The sequence below is a fragment of the Streptomyces sp. NPDC044984 genome (assembly GCF_040646935.1).
Lineage (GTDB): Bacteria > Actinomycetota > Actinomycetes > Streptomycetales > Streptomycetaceae > Streptomyces.
The window spans coordinates 1-22560 of record NZ_JBEZBE010000020.1 but is presented as its reverse complement, the minus strand read 5'-3'; the positions used below and the strand labels follow the sequence as shown (position 1 = coordinate 22560).

Here is a 22560-nt window from a genome sequence, read left to right as displayed (position 1 = left end):
CGTGCTGGAGATGACGCGCGAGATGTTCGAGGAGCTGGTCTCCGAGGCGCTGGACCGGATTCCGCCGGAGCTGACGCGGCTGATGGACAACGTCGCGGTGTTCGTCGAGGACGAGCCGCCGGCGGACGATCCGGAGCTGCTCGGGCTGTACGAGGGGACTCCGCTGACGGAGCGGGGCGAGTGGTACGCGGGGGTGCTGCCGGACCGGATCACCATCTACCGGGGGCCGACGCTGCGGATGTGCGAGTCCCGGGAGGACGTCGTCGCCGAGACGGAGATCACCGTGGTGCACGAGATCGCGCACCACTTCGGGATCGACGACGCCCGGCTGCACGCGCTCGGCTACGGATAGGCCGTACGCGTGTCTTCTCGAGGGTGGTGGGAGTTGGGGTTGTTGACCCTGTACTCCAACCGGAGGTGGCCCCGTGCGCCGCTTGTACGTACCCGTCCGCCTGGCCGCCACGGTCGTGGCCGTCGCCGCCGCCACCGGCTGCATGAGTGTGGGTGAGGACGGTGCGGGCGGGAACGCCGGACCGTCGCACTCCGCGGGGAGGCCGGGCGGTGAGGCGCCGGACGGGGGCGCCGCGGTGTCGGGCGACGGTGCCGGGTACGGCGCCGCGTCGGCCGACGGGCCGCGCGGCGACGGCAAGGGCAGGGGCGAGGGGCGCAAGGGCAAGGGGAAGAAGGGCGGGGCGGGGAAGGCGGCGTCCGCCGAGGCCTCGCCGTCCGCGGGGGCGAGCCGGTCCGCGCCGGCCGACGGCGGGCCGGGCGGGCCCGCGGGACCGACCCCGGACGACCGGCCCGTTCCCCCGGAGCCCTCGCGGACACCGGATCCGCAGCCCTCCCCGACGCAGCCCGAGCCGTCGGTCACACCCCAGCCGACGCAGGCAGAGCCGTCCTCGTCGGCGCACCAGCCGCCCGAGACGCAGCTGGAGCAGCGGGAGCCGGCGCCGGAAGCGGGGGAGCCGGTCTAAGTCCCTTGCCCCTTCTCCAGCGCTTCCCCGCCCGTCGGACACCGCGCTCACCTGCCGATTTGCTTTCGGGGGTCCTGGGTGCGTATGGTGGCAGATCGTTTGATCCTATTTGCCCGGCGCCACTGCAGAGCGCGCCGTGTGGCGCGTACTCTCTCCCTTGCCGTGGTGGACCGCATCGAGGCGGTCGTAATTGCGAACTGCGAATCACGGAGTTGACGGGCGCGTGCCGAAGAGACTCCGGAAGGTTTCGCATTCGTATGCCCATCGCCAGTACTGATCACGTCGTCGTGCCCGAGAACACCGAGGACACCGACATCACCCCCGCCCCCGAGGCGGCCCCCGAGATCACCTTCGCCGACCTCGGCCTGCCCGAGGGCGTCGTGCGCAAGCTCGCGCAGAACGGCGTGACCACCCCCTTCCCGATCCAGGCCGCGACCATCCCGGACGCCCTGGCCGGCAAGGACATCCTCGGCCGGGGCCGCACCGGCTCCGGCAAGACCCTCTCCTTCGGCCTGCCGACCCTGGCCACGCTGGCCGGCGGCCGGACCGAGAAGCACAAGCCGCGCGCCGTCATCCTGACGCCGACGCGTGAGCTGGCCATGCAGGTCGCCGACGCGCTCCAGCCGTACGGGGACGTCCTCGGGCTGAAGATGAAGGTCGTCTGCGGCGGCACCTCGATGGGCAACCAGATCTACGCCCTCGAGCGCGGCGTCGACGTCCTCGTCGCCACCCCCGGCCGTCTCCGCGACATCATCAACCGCGGCGCCTGCTCCCTGGAGGACGTGCGGATCGCGGTCCTCGACGAGGCCGACCAGATGTCCGACCTGGGCTTCATGCCCGAGGTCACCGAGCTGCTGGACCAGGTTCCGCCGGGCGGCCAGCGGATGCTGTTCTCCGCGACCATGGAGAACGAGATCAAGACCCTGGTCGACCGGTACCTGAAGGACCCGGTCAGCCACGAGGTCGACGCGGCGCAGGGCGCGGTGACGACCATGTCGCACCACATCCTCGTGGTGAAGCCGAAGGACAAGGCGCCGGTCACCGCGGCCATCGCCTCCCGCAAGGGCCGCACCATCATCTTCGTCCGCACCCAGCTGGGCGCCGACCGCGTCGCCGAGCAGCTGCGTGACGCCGGTGTGAAGGCGGACGCGCTGCACGGCGGCATGACGCAGGGCGCGCGCACGCGCACCCTGGCCGACTTCAAGGACGGCTACGTCAACGTCCTGGTCGCCACCGACGTCGCCGCGCGCGGCATCCACGTCGACGGCATCGACCTGGTCCTCAACGTGGACCCGGCCGGCGACCACAAGGACTACCTGCACCGCGCGGGCCGCACGGCGCGCGCCGGCCGCACCGGCACCGTCGTCTCCCTGTCCCTGCCGCACCAGCGCCGCCAGATCTTCCGGCTGATGGAGGACGCGGGCGTCGACGCCACGCGCCACATCATCCAGGGCGGCGCGGCCTTCGAGCCGGAGGTCGCCGAGATCACCGGCGCCCGGTCGATGACCGAGGTGCAGGCCGAGTCGGCGGGCAACGCGGCGCAGCAGGCCGAGCGTGAGGTCGCCCAGCTCACCAAGGAGCTGGAGCGGGCCCAGCGCCGCGCCTCCGAGCTGCGCGAGGAGTCCGACCGGCTGCTGGCCCGGGTCGCGCGGGAGCGCGGCGAGGACGTCGAGACGGTGGTCGCCGAGGCGGCCGAGGCCGAGGTCACGCTGCCGGAGCAGCCGACCGCGCGGGACGTCGAGCGGACCGAGCGCGTGGAGCGTGCGGAGGCACCGGCGCCGTACGAGCGGCGCGAGCGCCGGGACGACCGCCGTGACGACCGTGGTGGCTTCCGCCGTGACGAGCGTCGTGACGACCGTGGCGGGCGTCCCTTCGAGCGTCGTGACGACCGCGGTGGCTTCAACCGTGACCGTGGTGACCGCCGTGACGACCGTGGCGGCTTCCGTCGCGACGACCGCCGTGACGACCGTGGTGGCTTCCGCCGTGACGAGCGTCGTGACGACCGTGGCGGGCGTCCCTTCGAGCGTCGTGACGACCGCGGCGGCTTCAACCGTGACCGTGGTGACCGCCGTGACGACCGTGGCGGCTTCCGCCGTGACGAGCGTCGTGACGACCGTGGCGGGCGTCCCTTCGAGCGTCGCGACGACCGCGGCGGCTTCAACCGCGACCGTGACCGCGGTGAGCGCGGCGGCTTCCGCCGTGACGACCGCGGCGGCCACCGCGGCAGCGACCGCCCGTTCAACCGCGACCGCCAGGGCGACCGCCCCGGTTTCCACTCCGGCTCCCACGACCGCCCGTACGGCCGTCGTGACGACCACCGCGGCGGCGGCTCCTTCGGCCGCCGCGACGACAAGCCGCGCTGGAAGCGCAACGGCTGACACGGCCTCATCCGGCCGACCGGGAGGGCCCGCACGACACCCGTCGTGCGGGCCCTCCCGCGTTCCGCGCGGGACACGTCCGGACCCGCCTCGGCGATACCCGATCGGAGTCCCGGCCACGTCCGGCTATGCTCGGGTAGGCAACATCGCCAGGGGCCCTTAGCTCAATTGGCAGAGCAGTGGACTTTTAATCCATTGGTTGTGGGTTCGAGTCCCACAGGGCCTACCTCTCGCAGGCAGCGGCACACCGCCTCTGACCTGCTGCGCGGCGCTCGGATCGGCTTCGGCCGGCTCGGGCGCCGCGTCATTTCACGGGGCGCCCGTCCCGGTTCGGGTCGAGGAGCTGCACGGCGACCCCGGTGAGGACCAGGCCCGCCGCGATGAGGAGGCCGTCGGGGACGACGATGCCCGCGGCGAGCATGGTCACCCCGACGGCCAGCGCGCACCAGGCGCCCGTGCGCCGGTACTCGCGGGGGCGGGCCGGGCGGCCTTCGGAGAGCGAGCGGACGAAACGGGGGTCCTCGTGTTCGAGACGGGCCGCGAGGTCGACCAGGCGCTCGTCGTCGGACTGGGACACGGCTCCTCCTTCCCAGGGGGCGGCCGTCCGGCGACACCGCCGACGGCCATCGCCCCGTGACACCGGGGCGTAAGCGGGCGAACCCTCGGCCTGCCGCGAACTCGGCTCGGTACAAAGGAGTTTGCCCTTCCGCCGACGCCGTCACCCGCCCGGTACGGCAGACTCCAGCGTCGCCCACCGCCACCGGCCGCGGCCATCCGTCGAGGGCCCCATCCCGCCCGGGTTCCGGTGCGTACCCGGGTCGCCCGGCCGGCCGTGGTTGCGGGGGAAAATGGGGGCTGTCACCGATGGCGCGGGGCGCGCCCGGCGCGCAGGCCGGGATGACGGCCCGCGCCGCGCCCCCGGACCGCGGGCCGTCGGCTCCCCCGCACCGGGAGCCGTGGCGAGCGGCCGACGGCGGGGAGCCGGTACGAGGCGCCTCCGTCCTGGCGGGGATCCTCCTGCTGAACGCCGTCGTGCTCGTCGCCGGCGCGCTGCTGCTCCGCGCGGGCCCCGCCCCGCCGCGGCACCCGGTGCGCGCGGTCACGACGCCGGACCTGTCCGCCCCGGACACCGTCCGGCGGCCGGCGGGCGCGGCGAGAGCGCCCGGCTGATCACCCCGTTCCCCACCGTGCCGGACCGGCGGGAGGGCGAGCGCGCCACGAGCAGCGCCCGCGCCTGTTGTCAGACTGGACCCCCACAGGCCCGCCCGCCCTCCCGGGAGTAGGAACCGATGCCCCACCCGTACGTCCTGCTGTCCGCCGCCGTCTCCCTCGACGGCTACCTGGACGACACCGGCCCCGAGCGGCTGCTGCTGTCCGGTCCGGCCGACTTCGACCGGGTCGACGAGGTACGGGCGTCCGTGGACGCCATCCTGGTCGGCGCCGGCACGATCCGCGCCGACAACCCCCGGCTGCTGGTCAACTCGCCCGAGCGGCGCGCCGCCCGCGTCGCCGGGGGCCGGGCCGAGTACCCGCTCAAGGTCACCGTCAGCGGCTCCGGCGACCTGGACCCGGCGGCCCGGTTCTGGCACATCGGCGGTGAGAAGGTCCTCTACACGACCGACGAGGGTGCCGGGCGCGCCCACGCCCTCGGCCTCGCCGCCGACGTCGTCCCGCTCGGCGCCGAGCTCGACTGGCGGCTGCTCCTTGAGCACCTGCACGCCGAGCGCGGGGTCCGGCGGCTCATGGTCGAGGGCGGCGGCACGATCCACACCCAGCTCCTCACCGAAGGGCTGGCCGACGAGCTCCAGCTGGTCCTCGCCCCGCTGTTCGTCGGCGACCCCGAGGCCCCCCGCCTCTTCGGCCCCGGCTCCTACCAGGGCGGCCGGCTGCGGCTGGTCGAGAGCCGCCCGATCGGCGACGTCGTCCTGATGCGCTACGAGCCCACCGCCCCCGGCACCGGCCCGCTGCCCTCCGCCGCCGACCACCACTGGCTGGCCCTCGCCTGCGAGCTGGCCGCCGAGTGCCCGCCCTCGGAGACGGCGTTCAGCGTGGGCGCGGTCGTGGTGGCCGCCGACGGTACGGAGCTGGCGCGCGGCCACTCCCGGGAGGGCGCCGATCCGGTGGTGCACGCGGAGGAGGCCGCGCTCGCCAAGACCGACCCCGCGGACCCCCGGCTCGCCGGCGCCACCGTGTACTCCAGCCTGGAGCCCTGTGCCCGCCGCGCGTCCCGGCCCGCGCCCTGTGCCCGGCTGGTCCTGGACGCGGGGGTGCGGCGGGTGGTCACGGCCTGGCGCGAGCCGGACACGTTCGTGGCGGGCGCCGACGGCAGCGCGGTACTGGCGGCCGGGGGCGCCACCGTCGTCGTCCTGCCGGAGCACGAGGACCGCGCCAAGGCGCCGAACGGACATCTGCTCGACCGCTGAAACCGGGCCGCCGGCAATGGATGTGCGCCGGGTCCTGCGGATGGCGTACACTGGTTTCACCGACGCGGGGTGGAGCAGCTCGGTAGCTCGCTGGGCTCATAACCCAGAGGTCGCAGGTTCAAATCCTGTCCCCGCTACTGAAGGCCGAGGGCCGGAATCCAAGGATTCCGGCCCTCGGTGTTTTCCGTTCCTCCTCCGCTTCCCGCTCTCACTCAGCGTGAGCGGTCCGTCCCGCAGCGCATAACAACTGACGTACGGTCAGAAACCGTCCGTCGCGCGAGACGGCCTGAAGCACGGTCAACTCGCCCGTTTTTGACCGCCCGTGGGAAGTAAGTCCACCCGGAAATCGTTAATGATCAAGAGGAACGGCTTGGAATCAGGCCCTCGCGTCTATTAACGTTCGATAACGCAGCGCGGTCGTCCCAGCCGTCACAGAAGTCGGCTCCGTGCGCACGCGCCGAATCCCGCGAGGGAACCGGGGAACCACCACCATGGGGTGAATCGCGTGGATACCACCGTGGAGACACGGCTCGTATACGCGCGTAGGAGACCTTCCCGCTCCGAACCCGTCAGCTAACCCGGTAGGCGAAGACGGAAGGAAAGGAGCGCGCCCACGTGGCGTCCAACCCGCCTGCCCCCGAGGCCCCGTTCAAGCCGAGCGACACCTTCGCCTACGGCGCCGGCCGCGCCGACGAGGGGCCCTTCGAGGAGTGGAACCCCACCGCGGAGTCCGTTCGCCCCGTACGCGGCCGGCATCGCGTCTCCAAGCAGCGCGGCGGAGGACTCGCCCGCAGCTCCACCGTCCTGGGCGTCGGCGTCATCGCCGCCGTCGGCGCCGGCGGCATGGCCAGCGCCCAGACCGGCAAGCCGCCGGTTTCGATCTCCATGCCCGACCTCCCCAACGTGGGTTCCCTCATCTCCGACGAGGAAACCCCCGAGGGATCGGCCACCCCCCTCAGCACCCTCGGCATGACCGCCGCCGACACCGAGCAGGGCTCCGCCGACGCCGGTGAGGCGCTGCGCACCAGGATCATGGCGCAGGTCGAGCAGCAGCAGGCGCAGGCCGAGAGCAAGGCCGAGGCGGAGGCCGTCGCCGCCGCCGAGAAGGCGGCCGCCGAGGCCGCCGCCAAGGCGGAGAAGGAGGCCGAGGCCAAGGCCGAGGCCGCCAAGAAGAAGGCGGAGGAGGAGGCCGAGAAGAAGGCCGAGGCCGAGCGCCTCGCCAAGCTGGCCAAGCAGTACGCGCTGCCGACCTCCTCGTACACCGTCACCTCCACCTTCGGCCAGGCCGGCGCCTACTGGTCCTCCGGTCAGCACACCGGCCTCGACTTCGCCGCCCCCACGGGCACGCTGATCAAGGCGGTCCACACCGGCACGATCACCTCCGCCGGCTGGGACGGCTCCTACGGCTACAAGACCGTGCTCACGCTCGACGACGGCACTGAGATCTGGTACGCACACCAGTCCTCCATCAGCGTCAGCGTCGGCCAGAAGGTCAACACCGGCGATGTGATCGGCCGTGTCGGCTCCACCGGCAACTCCACCGGGGCCCACCTCCACCTGGAGGTCCACACCGGCGGCTCCGCCTCGGGCATCGACCCGATGGCCTGGCTGCAGAGCAAGGGCCTCACGGTCTGAGCGACCCGGCTTCCCACGCCCTGAACCCCGGCAGTCCCGACGACGACCTCTCGACGTCAGGGCCGCCGGTCAGGTGCTCTCCGGGGCGGTGCGGACCCGTCAGGGCCGGTGGGCGTTCGGGTCGTACGCGCCGTACGGGTACCCGTACGGCGGCTCTCCGTACGGCGGCTGCCCGTAGCCGCCGTACCCGCTATACCCGCCGTACACCGCCCACGGCGCCGCGGTGACCGGAACCCGGGGCGCGGTGGCGCGGGCCGCGTGCTCCAGGGCCGGCCGGGCCGCTGCCCGCCGGTGCCACAGCTCCAGCAGCAGCTCACGTTCCCGGGTGACGAAGTCCGGCCCCGCCCGCCCGAGCCGCCCCCGGTGCCGCAGGAACGCCAGCGACGTCGCGTACGCCTCGTACGCGGCGACCGACCGCGCCGCCGCCCGCCCGCCGCAGCGGCGCGCGTACCGCAGGGCGACGCGCCGCGCCCGCATCGAACCCAGCGCGAACGGCTCCGCCGCGTCGAGCCACCCGGCGGCCACGTACGCGGGCAGCTCCTCCCGCACGGTCCGCAGCTCCCGCTGCCGCGTCCACACCACCAGCCAGGTCAGCAGCCCGAACACCGGCACCATGAACACCGCGTACACCGCGAGGAAGCCGTACTGGCCGAGCGTCGAGGAGCCGTTCCACAGCGCGTGCACGCCCATCGCGAGGAGCAGCCCGCCGAGCGGCAGCAGCACGCGCCGGACCCGCTGCCGGTCCGCGGACAGCGCGGCGACGCCGAAGCCGATCCCGGTGAGCACGGTGAACAGGGGGTGCGCGAACGGCGACATCACGATGCGGACGAAGAAGGTCGCCGCGGTGACCGAGGCGATGCCGCTCTCGCCGGTGAGCTGGTCGGTGCCGAAGGCGGTGCCGAGGTAGAGGATGTTCTCGGTGAACGCGAAGCCGGTGGCGGTGACCCCGGCTATCACCACGCCGTCGAGGATCCCGGTGAAGTCGCGTCTGCGGAACAGGAACACCAGCAGGACGGCCGCGGCCTTCGCGGACTCCTCCACCACCGGCGCTATGACGGTCGAGCCCAGGGTGTCGGCGCCGGTCGGGTCGGCGGTCGCCGTCGCTATCCACCGGGTGGCGAAGCTGTTCGCGACGATCGCCATCAGCGCCGCCGCACAGGCACCCCAGGCGAAGGAGAACAGCAGGTTCCGCCAGGGGCCCGGCTCGACCCGGTCCAGCCACCGGAAGGCGGCGACGAGCAGCGGTACGGGCAGGACGGCGAGGCCGAGCCCGACCAGGAACCCCCGCGTCCCGGTCTGCTCGCGCACCAGCGCCAGGATGACCAGCCCGGACAGCGCGAGCAGCGTGATCAGCGCGCCGTACCGCACCCAGGGCCGCTGCCACCAGTGCGCGTGCCGCGGCGCTCCGCCGGGGGCTGCGCCGGGAGGCGTCGGGTACGGGGGACTGGTGGCCACGGGATCGACCCTCACGAGGCGGGGCTGTATCAGGCTCGGTCTGCTGCCTGCTCGTCCTGCGGTACGCGGCGGAAGAGCACGTCGTTCACGACATGACCCTTCTCCAGTCCCTGCGCCTCGAAACGGGTGAGCGGCCGGAAGGCGGGACGCGGCGCGAAACCGCCGTCCGGCCGCGTGTTCTCGAAGCCGGGGTGCGCGGTGAGCACCTGGAGCATCTGCTCCGCGTACGGCTCCCAGTCGGTGGCACAGTGCAGCACCGCCCCCGGCGCGAGGCGGCTCGCGGCGAGGGTGAGGAACTCCGGCTGGATCAGCCGCCGCTTGTGGTGCCGCTTCTTCGGCCAGGGGTCGGGGAAGTAGACGCGCAGCCCGCCGAGGGAGCCGGGGGCGAGCATCTCGCGCAGCAGGATGATCGCGTCGCCGTTGCCGACCCGTACGTTGGTCAGCCCGAGCCGGTCGGCGAGGTTGAGCAGATTGCCCTGGCCGGGGGTGTGGACGTCCACGGCGAGGATGTTGGTGGCCGGGTCGGCGGCGGCCATCCGCGCGGTCGCCTCGCCCATGCCGAAGCCGATCTCCAGGACGACGGGGTGGTCGTCGCCGAAGAACTCCGCGAGGTCGAGCCGCCGGCTGCCGTCGATGTCGAAGCCCCAGGCGGGCCACAGCCGCTGCAGGGCGTCCGCCTGCCCGGTGGTCACCCGGCTGCGCCGCGGCTGGAAGCTCCGGATCCGCCGCTCGAAGTGCGATCCGGCGGGATCGGCCTTCGGCCCGTCCGGGAACCGGGGCTCCCCCTTGGCCCGGGCGGGGCGGGTCGGCACACCGGGGGTGTGCGCCGGGTGCGGGGCTTCGGAAACGTTCACGGAGTCAGACACAGTGCTGTCGATTTTACGGGGGCACGGAAAACGGCCGCCGCGCCCTCAGCGTCCCGCCCTCTCCAGTGCCGCCAGGGCCCGCCGCGCGACCTCGCGGCCGATCGGCAGGGACGCCGTCGCCGCCGGTGAGGGGGCGTTCAGCACATGGACCGCGCGGGCGGTCTCCTGGATCAGGAAGTCGTCGGCCAGGGTGCCGTCCCGCAGCACCGCCTGGGCCCGCACCCCGGCCGCCGCAGGCACCAGGTCGTCCTCCCGCACGGCGGGCAGGAGGCGGCGTACGGCGCGGGTGAAGGCCTCCTTGGACAGCGAGCGGTGCAGTTCGCCGGTGCCGTACCGCCAGTGGCGGCGGGCCAGGTGCCAGGAGCCCGGCCAGGACAGGGTCGCCCCCAGCTCGCGCGGACGCACCGTGCGCCAGTCGTAGCCCTCGCGGGCCAGCGCCGGTACCGCGTTGGGGCCGACGTGGACGCCGCCGTCGACGCCCCGGGTGAGGTGGACGCCGAGGAAGGGGAACGCCGGGTCGGGCACCGGGTAGACCAGGCCGCGCACCAGCTCCGGCCGGGTCAGCTCGTAGTACTCGCCGCGGAACGGCACGATGCGGGCGCCGGGCTCGTCGCCGGTGCGGCGGGCGATCTCGTCGCAGTGCAGACCCGCGCAGTTCACCAGCACCCGGCCGCGTACGACGTCGCCGCCGGCCGTCAGGACGGCGACTCCCCGGTCGGGGCGGCGGTCGACGCGTGTCACCCGGGCTCCGTAGCGGATCTCCGCACCCGCCTCCCGCGCGACCTGAGCGAGCCTGCGGGTGACCGCGGTGAAGTCGCAGACGCCGGTGGTGCCGACGTGGATGGCGGCCAGTCCGTCGACCTCCGGCTCGTACTCCGCGATCTGCGCGCCGCACAGCTCGCGGACCGCGATGCCGTTCTCCCGGCCGCGCTGGACCAGGGCGTGCAGCCGGGGCAGCTCCTCGCGGGCCGTGGCGACGATCAGCTTGCCCGTCACGGCGTGCGGGATGTCGTGCTCCGCGCAGAACTCGACCATCTCCGCGGCGCCCGACACCGCGTACCGGGCCTTCAGCGAGCCGGGGCGGTAGTAGACGCCGCTGTGGATGACGCCGCTGTTGCGGCCCGTCTGGTGCCGGGCGGGGCCGGGCTCCTTCTCCAGCACCGTGACCCGGGTGCCCGGCGCCGCACGCGTGAGCGCGTACGCCGTCGACAGGCCGACGATCCCGCCGCCGATCACCAGCACGTCGCAGTCGTACGACCGCCCGGTCATCACCCGCACCACCTCCCGCGTCCGATAGTGCACTGCGCCACTGACGACGCCTTCAAACCCGGGAGGCGCCTCGGGATGCGATTCGGGTCGGGCCGTGGTGCGTGGTGCGATTCGGGACAGGCCGCGGTGCGTGGTGCGGGGCGGGTCAGGCCGTCGTCATCAGCAGCGGGCGGGCGCGTTCGCGCAGTTCGACCACGCGGGGTTCGTCGCCGTAGGGCTCCAGACGGTGCAGGAGGTCCTTGACGTACTCGGTGGTGCGGGCGGACGAGATGCGGCCCGCGACCTCCACCGCGCGGACGCCCTGCTCGCAGGCCGCGTCCAGGTTGCCCGACTCCAGTTCGGCGACCGCCGAGACGACGAGCCGCAGTCCGTGCGAGCGCACGAACTCCTCCGTCGGGCTGGACAGCGCCTGCTCGGTGAAGCGGCGGACCTGGCGGGGCGCCTTCAGGTCGCGGTAGCACTCGGCGGCGTCGGCGGCGAAACGGTCGTAGGAGTAGAAGCCGAGCCAGGTCGGGTCGCTGTCGCCGGGGCGGGAACGCTCCAGCCAGCTCTCCGCCGACTTCAGGGCGGCCCCGGCCGCCTGGGCGTCCCCCGCGCGGGCGTGCGCGCGTGCCTCGACGAGGCGGAAGAAGCTCAGGGTGCGGGCGGTGGCCAGGCCCCGGTTGCGCTCCAGCGCGGCCTGGGCGAGGTCGACGCCCTCGTCGCCGAAGCCCCGGTAGGTCGCCTGCAGCGACATTGAGGCGAGCACGTAGCCGCCCAGCGGGACGTCGGCCGCCGCGCGAGCCAGGCGCAGGGCCTGGATGTAGTAGCGCTGGGCGGCCTCCTGCTGGCCGGTGTCGAAGGCCATCCAGCCGGCCAGGCGGGTGAGTTCGGCCGCCGCGCCGAAGAGGGAGCGGCCGACGTCGTCGGAGTAGGAGCCGAGCAGCAGCGGGGCCGCCTCGACCCTCAGGCATTCGGGGACCATCGACGAACGCCAGTCCCCTCCGCCGTACTTGGAGTCCCAGCGCCGGGCGTCCTCGGCGGCCTCCCGCAGTTTGCGCACATCGCTGTGGCCGACTTTGGCCGGTGCGCCGGAGCCGTCGGCGGGGTTCGCCTCACGCGCCACCGAACTGTCGGCCGGGGTTATCAGCCAGCGTGAAGCGGGCGTCGCGTACGCGCTCACCGCGAACGATCCGGCGAGCGACTGCCAGATGCCGCCGGAGCCGGCTCTGCGGCCGGCGAGGTCCAGCCGGTACAGCTCCGTGGCGGAGCGCACCGCCTGTCCGACGTCACGGGGGAAGGCGAGGCCCACCTCGGGTGCGGGATCCGCGTCCGCCAGGCCGATCTCGTGGAGCGGCACGGGCCGGCCCAGCTTCTGGCCGATGGCGGCGGCGATCAGGTGCGGGGCCGCACCCTGCGGCACCATGCCCTTCGACACCCAGCGCGCCACCGACGTCTTGTCGTAGCGAAGCGTCAGTCCCCGCTGGGCGCCGAGGTCGTTGACGCGTCGCGCGAGGCCCGCGTTGGAGATTCCCGCGAGGGCGAGAACGGCGCCGAGCTTTTCGTTCGGCCCGCGTTGCTCCCTGGACATGAGCCACCCCTCGACACAGACGGCTGCCGCGCTGGCATAACCACGCGGCATTCGTAAACCCAGCGTAGTTCGCCGCATCCCAAGCGTTAAGGGGCATTCTTCCGGATGGCGGGATTGTGGTCCGTACTGAAGTGCGGGTCCGATACGCGCAGTTGCGGCGCGCTCCCGGTGTGTGGCCGTGCGCCTGTACGTGCGCTCTTCTCCGGCCATCGCGGGAGCGGTTCCATGGGTGGTGCGTGGGTCGGCCCGCTGTACTGGATCCAGTGGGCTGGGGGACACCGCCGCCTTCATCCCCGCGGGCGGCGGAACGGTCCGGGAGGCGTGCTCCGTCTCCCGGACCGCACGACCGCCCAGCGGTGCGCAGAGCCTGTACGGAGCGTGTTCGAGACGGATCTCACCGCTTCGATTTGGCTGAAAATCGACCTCGCTCTTTCGGGTGTATCACCGCTTCTACCCTGGTAGTTGACGGCGCGTTGGGGGTCGAGGGGGCGCGTGACGGGGGCGCATTCGCGTCGTGGCGGCATCGCCGGCCGCGTGGCGCCGGTGCGGTGACTCCTCTGCGGCGGGCGCCTGTCCGGGGCGGGGCGTGTGTCTCCGCCGGGGCGCGTTCGACGGAGCGCATACGGCTCCGGCACCCCTCCTGGGCGCCTCCTTCATGGCAGCATGGGGACCGGTTCGTACGGTGCACTGGTGGTCCACAGTTCGTGGAGGCGGCGATGCGGTGGTTGGTGGGATGGAGCAGCACCGCCGCGGGAGCCGTGGGTTTCGGCCCCACAGGATCCGCCGGCGCCACCGGGGTGGACGGCGAGACCGTGCACCCCGTGGGATCCCAGCTGCTGTGGGGTGACCCCGACCCGCTCTGGGCGGTCGGCGACTGGCGCCCCGACGAGGTACGGGTGGTCGAGGCCGACGAGCAGACCCGGATCGCCGTCCTCGGCACGTGCGGGGCCTCCGACGAGCAACTGCGCGTCGCCCTGTTCGCCGCACGGGGCGGGGCGCTGCGGCACCTGACCGCCTGGCCGGGAAGTTACACGGCGGTGGTGCAGGTGGGGCGCCGGGTCACGGTGTGCGGTGACCTCGCCGGCGCCCGGCCGGTCTTCCACACCCCGTGGGCGGGCGGTACGGCGTACGCGACCGCCGCGCTGCCGCTCGCCGACCTCATCGAGGCCAACCTCGACTTCGGACACCTCGCCGCGCTGCTCGCCGCCCCCGACGTGCCGGCCGCGCTCCACGACTCCACCCCGTACGACGGCGTGAAGCGCATTCCGCCGGGGCATGCGCTGATCCTGCGCGCCGGGGCGCGCGAGATCGCCGGGTACGAACCCGTCGCCTCGCTCGCCGTCGCCGCGCCGCCGGCCGACCCCGGCCACGCGGTGGACGCCGTACGGGACGCGCTGGTCGAGGCGGTACGGACGCGGCTGTCCGCGCCCCGGCACGTTCCCGGCGCCGGTATCGATCCCGGGCCCGTGCCCGGGATGGGGCCCGCCGAGCGGCGGGCGGCCCGGGGCACGCCCGTGCCGGGCATCGGGGCCGACCTGTCCGGCGGACCGGCGTCCGGGGCGCTGGCGCTGCTGGCCGCGGGGCTGCCCGGGATGCCGGGGACCGTGCTGGGGCACGGGACGGGGGCGGGGGAGCGGCTGCTGGCCGTCACCTTCAACGACCTCGCGGGCGGGTCCGGCGGCGGGCGGGACGACGCCGAGCTGGAACGGGCGGGGGCGCTGGCCGCCAATCCGCGGTTGCACCACGTGGTGGTGGCCGGTGCGGAGTCGACCCTGCCGTACGTCGATCTGGACGGGCCGCTGACGGACGAGCCCGGGCCCTCGCTGGTGTCGGCCGCGCGGCACCGGGCGCGGCTGGCGGCGGGCAGCGCGGACCACTTCACCGGGTACGGGGCGAAGCAGGTGCTGGACGCGCATCCGGCGCGGCTGGCCGATCTGCTGATGGACCGCAAGCGGCGGCATCTGGTGCGGCCGGTCGCCGCACTGGCCAAGGCGGACGGTTCCGTGATGGTTCCCGCGCGCGTGTACGCCGCCGCTCGGCGACTGGCGCGTACGCCGTACCGGGTGGGGCTGGAGGCGCTCGCGGAGCGGCTGCTGCAGCGGCGGCTGGACGATGACGGGCCCGGGGGCGCGGCGGATGCCTCGCTGGCCGCGCTGACCTGGGGGAGACCCGGGCCGGCGGCGCGCTGGCTGACGGGTGAGGCGCTGGCTGAAGTATCGGTTCGTCTGCAGGCGTCGACGCGGCGGTCCGAGGTGGGGCCGGGGCAGCGGCCCGGTGACTTCCGGGCGCGGGCGGCGCTGGCCCGGCACGCGGCGGACCTACGGGTACTGGAGCAGGCGGCCGAGATCCGGTCCCAGCGGCTGCACGCGCCGTTCCTCGACAACCAGGTCGTGCGGGCGTGCCGGGCGCTGCCGGAGGCGCTGCGGGTGCAGCCGGGGGCGCGGGCGTCGATCCTGCGGTCGGTGCTGGAGGGGGCGGGGGTGCGGGAGCTACCGGCGGGGTGGGGGGCTCCCGGGGCCGTCGGCTCGGCGGCGGCGTCGGCACGGACGGGGCTGCGGGTGGCGGCGGACTCGCTGGTGGCGCTGTTCGACACGCCGCTGCTGGCGGAGGCGGGGCTGGTCGAGGCACGGGTGGTGCGCAAGGCGCTGCGGAGCGCGGCGGAGGGTGAGCCGCTGCCGCTGGACGGGCTGGCGGATCTGGTCGCCCTGGAGGTGTGGCTGCGCCGTCTGCTGGCCCGCAGGGGGACCTGCTGGACGGGCACCCCGGCCCGCCAGCGTGCGGTACCGGGCGGAATCGCCCCCCAGCGCGGCGCACTCGGCGCCGGCGCGGCCGGCTCACGCTGAGACTTGCCTGCGGCGCGGCGCCGGGTCCCCTTCCCGCCGTACGCGGTTCCCGCCGCTTCCGCGGGCAGTCGTGCCTCCCCCAGTGCCTTGAAGGGCCTGGGAGGTGTCCCCAGGGCGATGGGGGGCCCCCCGCCCGAGCGCAGCCGAGGGTGGGGGAGGGTGGGCGGTGGGGGTACCTCCCGCTCATGGGGGTCCCTCCCGCTCGAGTGAAGCCGAGAGTGGGGGAGGCACCCCGCGAGCGCCGGGCCGCGCGAACACCCCCCCGGCCCACCCCAACGCGGCGCATTCGCAAAACGCCGGCCCGCTCCAACGCGGCGCACCCGCAAAGCACCGGGACCGCGGCCCCCGCGACCAGTCGACGCGGAGCCCCCCGCAAGACCCCGGCCGCGCAGACCGACCCCCGGCACACGCTCACGCGGGGCACCCTGCAAGCACCGGGCGGCCGCCCGCACACACCGGTGCTCCTGAGCCACCCCCTACGCCGGGCGTGAGCGCAACCCCTCCAGCAGGATGTCCAGCAGCCGCGCCGACGCCGCGGCCTGCTGCGCCGCATCCGGCAGGGACGGCGCCGCCGTCGCGATCACCAGCAGGACGTCCGACACCGACACATCCGGCCGGAGTTCACCCGAGGCCCGCGCCCGGTCCACCAACTGCCCCACGACGTCCAGCAGTTGCGCCGCCCCCGCGTCGTCCGCCCCCGCCACGGCCACCGGCGCCACCGGTGCCTCCGGCACCAGCCGCAGCTCACCCGCCGCCTGCGTCCGCTGCTGCGGCAACCGCGCCTGGTCCGGCAGACCGTGCTCCTCCGCCACGCCCACCCGCAGCACCTGCGGCGGCAGCAGCCGCCCCGCGCCGGACGCGACCGACGTGCGCAGGAAACGGGACAGCGCCGACCACGGCTCGTCCTCCTGGCCGAGCGCCGCCCGTGCCTGGTCGGTCAGCCGGGAGGTCTCCTCCTCGGCGATCCGCCGCACCAGGACGTCCTTGCTCGGGAAGCGCCGGTACACCGTGCCCACGCCGACCCGTGCCCGGCGTGCCACGTCCTCCATCGGCGCGCCGTAACCCAGCTCGCCGAAGACCTCCCGCGCGGCACGCAGTACGTGCTCCAGATTGCGCTGGGCGTCCACGCGCAGCGGTGTCGTGCGCGCTCCGTCCGGACGTCCGCCGCCCGTGGGCGCGCCCATCGTCGCGCCGGCCGCGAGAGCGGAAGACCAATGAGAGTCCTGAACATGCATATGTGTTCCCCCGGTAATGACGTCTCCCCCCGGAGACTTCTCCCCGCCATTGATGGCCGGGGCGTGTGGAACGGGTCCGGCTCGTCGGTCCCGCCCGTCGCGAGCCCGATGAGCGCATTCCCCTACACCCCGTCGACAGACGAACATAGTTGAGAGGGAGTCAATTCAGAAGGGGCAGGTTCCGCACGGAGCGCCCCTCGATCGGAGTACGGGTCGTGTACGTCCCGAATGTACCCCTGGGCGGGGGCAGGCTCACCGCTGCTGACCTGTGAGGATTCCGGTAAGGGCGGTGAATCGGCCAACCAGGGGTGTGCGGGCCTTCCGGTCACACAATTCGTCGGGGCTGTGGACAAACGCAAGCGACGGGTGCGTCATGGGATGGTGAAGGAACGTGCGCGCATTCTCGTTGTCGGCGGCGGCTACGTCGGGATGTACACGGCCCTGCGCCTCCAGCGGAGACTGAAACGGGAACTCGGGCGGGACGAGGCCGAGATCACGGTCGTCACCCCGGATCCGTACATGACGTACCAGCCCTTCCTCCCCGAAGCGGCCGCCGGTGCCATCTCCCCTCGGCACGTCGTCGTACCGCTGCGTCGTGTCCTCGACCGGTGCCACGTCGTCATCGGCGAGGTCACCGGCATCGACCACGCCGCACGCACCGCCACCGTCAGCACGCTCGCCACCGGCGAGGAGGGCACGGGAGGACGGCAGGTCGCTTACGACGAACTGGTGCTCGCGCCCGGTTCCGTGTCGCGCACCCTCCCGATCCCCGGCCTCGCCGACCACGGCATCGGCTTCAAGACCGTCGAAGAGGCCATCGGCCTGCGCAACCACGTGCTGGAGCAGATGGACATCGCCTCCTCCACGCGTGACCCCGCCCTCCGGGACGCCGCCCTGACCTTCGTCTTCGTCGGAGGCGGCTACGCGGGCGTCGAGGCGCTCGGTGAGCTGGAGGACATGGCCCGTTACGCCGCGCGGTACTACCACAACATCCGGCCCGAGGACATGAAGTGGATCCTCGTCGAGGCGTCCGGGCGGATCCTGCCCGAGGTCGGGGAGGAGATGGGGCGGTACACCGTCACCGAGCTGCGCCGCCGCAACATCGACGTACGTCTCGAGACCCGTCTGGAGTCCTGCGCCGACCGGATCGCCGTGCTCAGCGACGGGTCGCGCTTCCCCACGCGTACGGTCGTGTGGACCGCCGGGGTCAAACCGCACCCCGTCCTCGCGGCCACCGATCTGCCGCTGAACGGCCGGGGCCGGCTGAAGTGCACCGCCGAGCTGGCCGTGGACGGGGCCGCGCACGCGTGGGCCGCGGGGGACGCCGCCGCCGTCCCCGACGTCACCGCGCGGGAGCCGGGGCGGGAGTGCGCCCCCAACGCGCAACACGCGCTCCGCCAGGCGCGGGTCCTCGGGGACAACGTCGTCCACTCCCTGCGGGGGGAACCACTGGAGACGTACGCCCACAAGTACGCCGGTTCCGTCGCCTCCCTCGGCCTGCACAAGGGCGTCGCCCAGGTGTACGGGCGCAAGCTCAAGGGTTATCCCGCCTGGCTCATGCACCGGACCTACCACCTCAGCCGCGTCCCGACCTTCAACCGGAAGGCCCGGGTCGCTGCCGAGTGGACGCTCGCCGGGCTCTTCAAACGGGAGATCGTCTCCCTGGGATCACTCGAACACCCCCGAGCGGAGTTCGAACTGGCGGCCGGTGGAAAGCCTTCCCAGGACCCCCCGCACAACCCGAAGGGGTCGTCCTGACCGGACCCAGGAACTCCACCGGCCGGCCCGGCGTCTGACGGATGTCGACCCGGTCGGCACCCTGCCAGACTGGTCCACCACCGCGGGCGGGCCCCCGCCCACCCCGGTGCGGCCCCCGGGGCCCCGGCCGGTCCCGGTTTCCGGCCGCCGACAACTACACGAGGCAAGGATTCGTGAACTTCACGCGCTGGAGCGCCCGGCTCCCCGGAACGCAGCGCCGCGCCGCAGCGCGGAACGAGCAGGCGGTCTCCCCGGACCGGCGGGGAGAGGGCTCCGTGCCCGGGGCCCGCGCCGAACAGCTCACCGACGACGTACGGCCCGTACCCGCCGTCGACGAGCTCAAGGTGCGCGAGGTCCTGGACCACGTCCCCTCCCTCGTCGCCCTGGTCCACGGTCCCGACCACCGCATCGCCTACGTCAACGACGCCTACACGGCGGCCTTCGGCGCCCGCCCGATCGGCGCCCCCGCGCGCGGGGCCCTCCCCGAACTCGAGACACTCGGCCTGCTGCCCCTCCTCGACCAGGTCCTGCGCAGCGGAAAACCCCGCACGGTGAAGTCCCGCAAGGCCCCCGACGGCCGCTCCTACACCTTCACCTGCACCCCGGTCACCGAGGTCGAGGGCCGTGGCGTGCTGGTCTTCGCCACCGACGTCACCGACCACGCCGAGGCCGCCGAACGCCTGCGCGCCAGCGAACGCCGCCAGCGCGAGACCGCCGTCACCCTCCAGCGCTCCCTCCTCCCCCAGGAACTGGAGGAGCCCGACGACCTGCGCGTCGCCGCCACCTACCACCCCGGCGGCACCGAGGCCGCCGTCGGCGGCGACTGGTACGACGTGATCACCCTGGGCGGCGGTCGCACCGCCCTCGTCATCGGCGACGTCATGGGACGAGGAGTGCGCGCGGCGGCGGTCATGGGGCAGCTCCGTACGGCCGTACGGGCCTACGCGCGGCTCGACCTCCCCCCGCACGAGGTGCTCCAGCTGCTCGACGGCCTCGCCATGGAGATCGACGCCAACCAGATCGCCACCTGCGCGTACGCCGTCCACGACCCCAACGAGGGCCGCCTGGTGTACGCCTCCGCCGGCCACCTGCCCATCCTGGTCCGCGACGAGAACGGCACCGTCCGGCGGGCCGACGAACCGACCGGCCCCCCGCTCGGCACCGGCGGCTGGATGCACGCGTCCGGCTCCGTCCCCCTCGGCCCCGGCTCCACCGCCGTCCTCTACACGGACGGCCTGGTCGAGCGGAGGAACGAGGACCTGGACGAGGGCATCGCCGCCCTGGAGCGCGCCCTCGCCGGAGCCACCGGCAGCCCCCAGGTCGTCTGCGACCGCCTGGTCCGCTCGGCCGGCGTGACCCCGGACCACGACGACGACGTCGCCGTGCTGGTCCTCCAGCACCCCGCCCGCAAGGGCGCGGAGAGCGAGCTCTTCCGCAACGCCGCGCTGGAGCTCCTCGGCGGTGTCGAGGCGGCCCCCCGCGCGCGTGCCTTCGCCTCCGGCGTGCTGACCAGCTGGCGCTTCCCCGTCGAGCTGCACGACCTGGGCGTCCTGGCCGCCAGTGAACTGGTCGCCAACTCCCTCCAGCACGGCACCCCGCCCATGCGGCTGCGGCTGCGCCGCACCGACCGCCGTCTGATCATCGAGGTCACCGACGGCGACGACCACCTGCCGAGGCGCCGTCGCGCGGAACCCGGCGACGAGTCCGGCCGGGGCATCGCGATCGTCGCGACGATCGCCTCCGGCTGGGGCAGCAGACGCACCCCGGGCGGCGGCAAGGCGGTCTGGTGCGAGTTCCTCCTGCCGAAGACGCCCGGCTCGTAACCGAGCCGGGCGTACGAGGCGGGGCCTACGGGAGTGAGGCCGGAGCGCGTGACTCAGACGTGCGCCGGAGCCTGCCCCGCTGTCGCGCCCCCCTGCACCACCACACGGCTCCGCGCCACCGACGGCTGGTTCTGCACATCCGTGAGCTGCCGCCCGAGCCGTACCGCCAGCACCGTGATGCCCAGCGAGAACAGCAGGAAGATCACGACGTACGGAGCGTGCAGCGAGGCACCCAGCGGCCCGCCCACCGCCGGTCCCACGGCCAGCGCGAGCTGCTTCACCAGGGCGAACGCCGAGTTGTACTGCCCCGCCATCCCGGTCGGCGCGAGATCGGCGACCAGCGGCGCGAGCGTCGGCGACAGCATCGCCTCACCGAGCCCGAACAGCGCGTACGTCGAGATGAACGCGGCGGTCGCCATCGTCTGGCTCCCGTTCCCCAGCCCCGCGTACCCGGCCACGGCCCACGCCACGGCCCAGATCAGCCCCACGGACGCGATCACGCGCGAGCGCTTGCGCCGCTCGACGAACCGCAGCACCGCGAACTGCGCCACCACGATCACCAGGGTGTTCGCGGCCAGGGCGGTCCCCAGCGCGGAGGTGGAGATGCCGGCGGCCTCGACGCCGTACGCGCTCAGCCCCGACTCGAACTGCCCGTAGCAGGCGAAGAACAGCACGAAGCCCAGCACACACAGCTGCATCATGGCCCGGTTGCCCAGCAACTGCTTCCAGCCGGCCTTGGCCGACTGCGCCGGAGCGCCCCCGACTCGCGGCGCGTGCGGCATCCGCGCCGTCGCCATCACCACGACCAGCAGCAGGAACATCGCCGCCTCGAGCGCGAAGAGGAGGACGAAAGAGCTCGCTTCCGTGGGATCCACGAGGTGACCGCCGATGAGACCGCCGACGCCGAGCCCGAGGTTCTGCAGGAAGAACTGCATGGCGAACGCCCGCGACCGGTTCTCCATGGTCGAGCAGTCCACGATCATCGTCGCGAGCGCCGGCTGCATCACCGCCTGCCCGGCGCCCAGCGCCGCCGCCGACAGCAGCACGCTCGCCGCACCACCCGACAGACCCAGGCTCAGCGCCCCGATCGCGGCCGTGACCAGGGCGACGAGCAGTACCGGCAGCGGGCCGCGCCGGACGATCGCCCGTCCGGCGAACGGCAGCACGATCAGCGCGGCCACGGCGAAGACGGCGAGTACGAGACCCGCCGTCATGGCTCCCAGCCCTCGCACCTGCGCCACATAGACGTACAGGTACGGGACCGTGAAGCCCAGCCCGAACGCGCTGAGTGCGTTGCCCACGTGGATCCGGCGCATCGCCGCGCCCATCGCCCTGGTCACGTTCACCTCTCTCAAGTAGTTAGGAGTGAAGACTTAGAAGCTAAAGTTCGATGCTGAAGAGTACATAGAGAAGGACTTCGAGGCAAAGGAGGGGCGTGCCATACTGCGGCCATGGGCGACACCTCCGGCGGCCTCGGCGAGCCGACACTCGAAGAGCAGATCGCCGCCTACCAGCGCGAGTTCCAGGACCTCGACCCCCAGGTCGAGAAGATCGTCAACGCGCTGTCCCGCCTGAACCGCCGCATGAACGTCGCCTACGGCCGCCAGACCGCCGAGCTCGGCATCACCAACGCCGACTGGGAGGTCCTCAAGGCCCTCGTCCTCTCCGGCGCCCCCTACCGCATGGGTCCCAGCGACCTCGCCAAGCGCCTCGGCCTGACCCCGGCCGCCATGACCCACCGGATCGACCGCATGGTCGCCGAAGGGCTGGTCGACCGGGAGCGGGACGAGACCAACCGGGTCCGCGTGATCGTGGAGCTGACCTCCGCCGGCCGGGAGAAGTGGCTCGAGGCGATGCGCCTCGCCACCGTCTTCGAGGAGGACCTCCTCCAGGACCTCGACCCGGACGAGCGGGCGACGCTGGGTGAGGTCCTCACCCGCCTCCTGCGCCGGGTGGAACACGCCCAGCCGGACGCCGGCGGACGCCTCAGCGATCTGGACTGAAAGATCTCGACCAGGGAGGCTTGACAGCCCCCTTGCCGGTCCGTAAGGTTCTTCGGGTTGCCACGGGGCCGTAACGGTTCTTCGGCAGCGTCTTCCGCCGCGACTGCGGCACTCAAAACCTCAGCACAACCTCCCGGTGGGAATGATTTCGGCGTGCCCGAATTCAATTCCATCTCTCGATTTGAGAAACGCGGAGAGAGTCCGCTAAGGTTTGAGACGTCGGAACGGCCCAGCGGCCGCGAAGACAACCCGCTCTGACCGGGAATCAGGCCCGAAAGGATCTGATAGAGTCGGAACCGCCGGAAAGGGAAACGCGGAAGCGGGAACC

The 22560-nt window shown here is 73.4% G+C and carries 17 protein-coding genes, 2 tRNA genes and 1 riboswitch; of the genes, 12 read left to right on the top strand and 7 right to left on the bottom strand.

What is annotated here, in order from left to right:
• The first annotated feature begins 1 nt into the window (after position 1).
• The 4 genes from AB0A94_RS21980 to AB0A94_RS21965 all read left to right on the top strand — a co-directional run bounded on the left by AB0A94_RS21980 (position 2) and on the right by AB0A94_RS21965 (position 3578).
• Positions 2-352 (top strand): metallopeptidase family protein, encoded by a 351-nt coding sequence (locus tag AB0A94_RS21980; RefSeq protein WP_037940201.1) that lies wholly within the window; start codon positions 2-4, stop codon positions 350-352.
• A gap of 73 nt (positions 353-425) precedes the next feature.
• Positions 426-974: a hypothetical protein gene (locus tag AB0A94_RS21975; RefSeq protein WP_361746701.1), complete on the top strand. Its 549-nt coding sequence runs from the start codon at positions 426-428 to the stop codon at positions 972-974.
• Between the two features lie 257 nt (positions 975-1231).
• Positions 1232-3352, top strand: coding sequence for a DEAD/DEAH box helicase (locus AB0A94_RS21970; RefSeq protein WP_361746699.1), 2121 nt, complete (start codon positions 1232-1234; stop codon positions 3350-3352).
• A 153-nt stretch (positions 3353-3505) separates the two neighbouring features.
• Positions 3506-3578 (top strand) — tRNA-Lys (locus AB0A94_RS21965).
• Positions 3579-3656: 78 nt separating this feature from the next.
• On the opposite strand, the gene AB0A94_RS21960 is transcribed toward AB0A94_RS21965, so the two are convergent.
• Positions 3657-3929: a DUF3040 domain-containing protein gene (locus AB0A94_RS21960; RefSeq protein WP_361746697.1), complete on the bottom strand. Its 273-nt coding sequence runs from the start codon at positions 3927-3929 to the stop codon at positions 3657-3659.
• A 287-nt stretch (positions 3930-4216) separates the two neighbouring features.
• Here AB0A94_RS21960 and AB0A94_RS21955 point away from each other — a divergent pair, with 287 nt between their 5' ends.
• From AB0A94_RS21955 to AB0A94_RS21940, 4 genes are all read left to right on the top strand, one after another.
• Positions 4217-4522: a hypothetical protein gene (locus tag AB0A94_RS21955; protein WP_361746696.1), complete on the top strand. Its 306-nt coding sequence runs from the start codon at positions 4217-4219 to the stop codon at positions 4520-4522.
• Positions 4523-4641: 119 nt separating this feature from the next.
• A complete protein-coding gene (locus tag AB0A94_RS21950; RefSeq protein ID WP_361746694.1) occupies positions 4642-5775 on the top strand; it encodes a dihydrofolate reductase family protein in 1134 nt (377 codons plus the stop codon).
• A gap of 63 nt (positions 5776-5838) precedes the next feature.
• A tRNA-Met gene (locus AB0A94_RS21945) sits at positions 5839-5912 on the top strand.
• A gap of 308 nt (positions 5913-6220) precedes the next feature.
• A riboswitch (cyclic di-AMP (ydaO/yuaA leader) is annotated at positions 6221-6378 on the top strand.
• A 12-nt stretch (positions 6379-6390) separates the two neighbouring features.
• Positions 6391-7410, top strand: coding sequence for a M23 family metallopeptidase (locus AB0A94_RS21940; RefSeq protein ID WP_361746692.1), 1020 nt, complete (start codon positions 6391-6393; stop codon positions 7408-7410).
• Positions 7411-7509: 99 nt separating this feature from the next.
• Here the strand turns inward: AB0A94_RS21940 and AB0A94_RS21935 are convergent, their stop codons facing one another.
• The 4 genes from AB0A94_RS21935 to AB0A94_RS21920 form a co-directional block, all read right to left on the bottom strand.
• Positions 7510-8865 carry a PrsW family intramembrane metalloprotease gene (locus AB0A94_RS21935; RefSeq protein WP_361746690.1) on the bottom strand — a complete coding sequence of 452 codons (1356 nt, stop codon included), beginning with the start codon at positions 8863-8865 and terminating at the stop codon, positions 7510-7512.
• Between the two features lie 29 nt (positions 8866-8894).
• Entirely contained in the window at positions 8895-9719 is an 825-nt protein-coding gene (trmB, locus tag AB0A94_RS21930) for a tRNA (guanosine(46)-N7)-methyltransferase TrmB (RefSeq protein WP_361746688.1), read from the bottom strand.
• 57 nt (positions 9720-9776) lie between these two features.
• Positions 9777-11000, bottom strand: a complete 1224-nt coding sequence (gene lhgO / locus AB0A94_RS21925) for an L-2-hydroxyglutarate oxidase (protein WP_361746686.1) — start codon at positions 10998-11000, stop codon at positions 9777-9779.
• Between the two features lie 145 nt (positions 11001-11145).
• Entirely contained in the window at positions 11146-12570 is a 1425-nt protein-coding gene (locus tag AB0A94_RS21920) for an MFS transporter (protein ID WP_217136912.1), read from the bottom strand.
• 716 nt (positions 12571-13286) lie between these two features.
• Between AB0A94_RS21920 and AB0A94_RS21915 the strand changes: the two genes are divergently transcribed.
• Entirely contained in the window at positions 13287-15413 is a 2127-nt protein-coding gene (locus AB0A94_RS21915) for an asparagine synthase-related protein (protein ID WP_361746684.1), read from the top strand.
• 476 nt (positions 15414-15889) lie between these two features.
• On the opposite strand, the gene AB0A94_RS21910 is transcribed toward AB0A94_RS21915, so the two are convergent.
• Entirely contained in the window at positions 15890-16648 is a 759-nt protein-coding gene (locus AB0A94_RS21910; RefSeq protein WP_361746682.1) for a helix-turn-helix domain-containing protein, read from the bottom strand.
• 378 nt (positions 16649-17026) lie between these two features.
• Between AB0A94_RS21910 and AB0A94_RS21905 the strand changes: the two genes are divergently transcribed.
• Positions 17027-18406, top strand: coding sequence for an NAD(P)/FAD-dependent oxidoreductase (locus AB0A94_RS21905; RefSeq protein WP_361746681.1), 1380 nt, complete (start codon positions 17027-17029; stop codon positions 18404-18406).
• 173 nt (positions 18407-18579) lie between these two features.
• A complete protein-coding gene (locus tag AB0A94_RS21900; protein WP_361746679.1) occupies positions 18580-20229 on the top strand; it encodes a SpoIIE family protein phosphatase in 1650 nt (549 codons plus the stop codon).
• 53 nt (positions 20230-20282) lie between these two features.
• On the opposite strand, the gene AB0A94_RS21895 is transcribed toward AB0A94_RS21900, so the two are convergent.
• Positions 20283-21557 carry an MFS transporter gene (locus AB0A94_RS21895; RefSeq protein WP_361746914.1) on the bottom strand — a complete coding sequence of 425 codons (1275 nt, stop codon included), beginning with the start codon at positions 21555-21557 and terminating at the stop codon, positions 20283-20285.
• Positions 21558-21680: 123 nt separating this feature from the next.
• Between AB0A94_RS21895 and AB0A94_RS21890 the strand changes: the two genes are divergently transcribed.
• Entirely contained in the window at positions 21681-22232 is a 552-nt protein-coding gene (locus AB0A94_RS21890; RefSeq protein ID WP_361746677.1) for a MarR family transcriptional regulator, read from the top strand.
• Positions 22233-22560: the final 328 nt, after the last annotated feature.

Coding starts and splice junctions, on each gene's coding strand:
- AB0A94_RS21950 (WP_361746694.1), top strand. CDS start 4,642: ATGCCCCACCCGTACGTCCTGCTGTCCGCCGCCGTCTCCCTCGACGGC.
- AB0A94_RS21970 (WP_361746699.1), top strand. CDS start 1,232: ATGCCCATCGCCAGTACTGATCACGTCGTCGTGCCCGAGAACACCGAG.
- AB0A94_RS21905 (WP_361746681.1), top strand. CDS start 17,027: ATGGTGAAGGAACGTGCGCGCATTCTCGTTGTCGGCGGCGGCTACGTC.
- AB0A94_RS21955 (WP_361746696.1), top strand. CDS start 4,217: ATGGCGCGGGGCGCGCCCGGCGCGCAGGCCGGGATGACGGCCCGCGCC.
- AB0A94_RS21910 (WP_361746682.1), bottom strand. CDS start 16,648: ATGCATGTTCAGGACTCTCATTGGTCTTCCGCTCTCGCGGCCGGCGCG.
- lhgO (WP_361746686.1), bottom strand. CDS start 11,000: ATGACCGGGCGGTCGTACGACTGCGACGTGCTGGTGATCGGCGGCGGG.
- AB0A94_RS21890 (WP_361746677.1), top strand. CDS start 21,681: ATGGGCGACACCTCCGGCGGCCTCGGCGAGCCGACACTCGAAGAGCAG.
- AB0A94_RS21915 (WP_361746684.1), top strand. CDS start 13,287: ATGCGGTGGTTGGTGGGATGGAGCAGCACCGCCGCGGGAGCCGTGGGT.
- AB0A94_RS21895 (WP_361746914.1), bottom strand. CDS start 21,557: ATGGGCGCGGCGATGCGCCGGATCCACGTGGGCAACGCACTCAGCGCG.
- AB0A94_RS21920 (WP_217136912.1), bottom strand. CDS start 12,570: ATGTCCAGGGAGCAACGCGGGCCGAACGAAAAGCTCGGCGCCGTTCTC.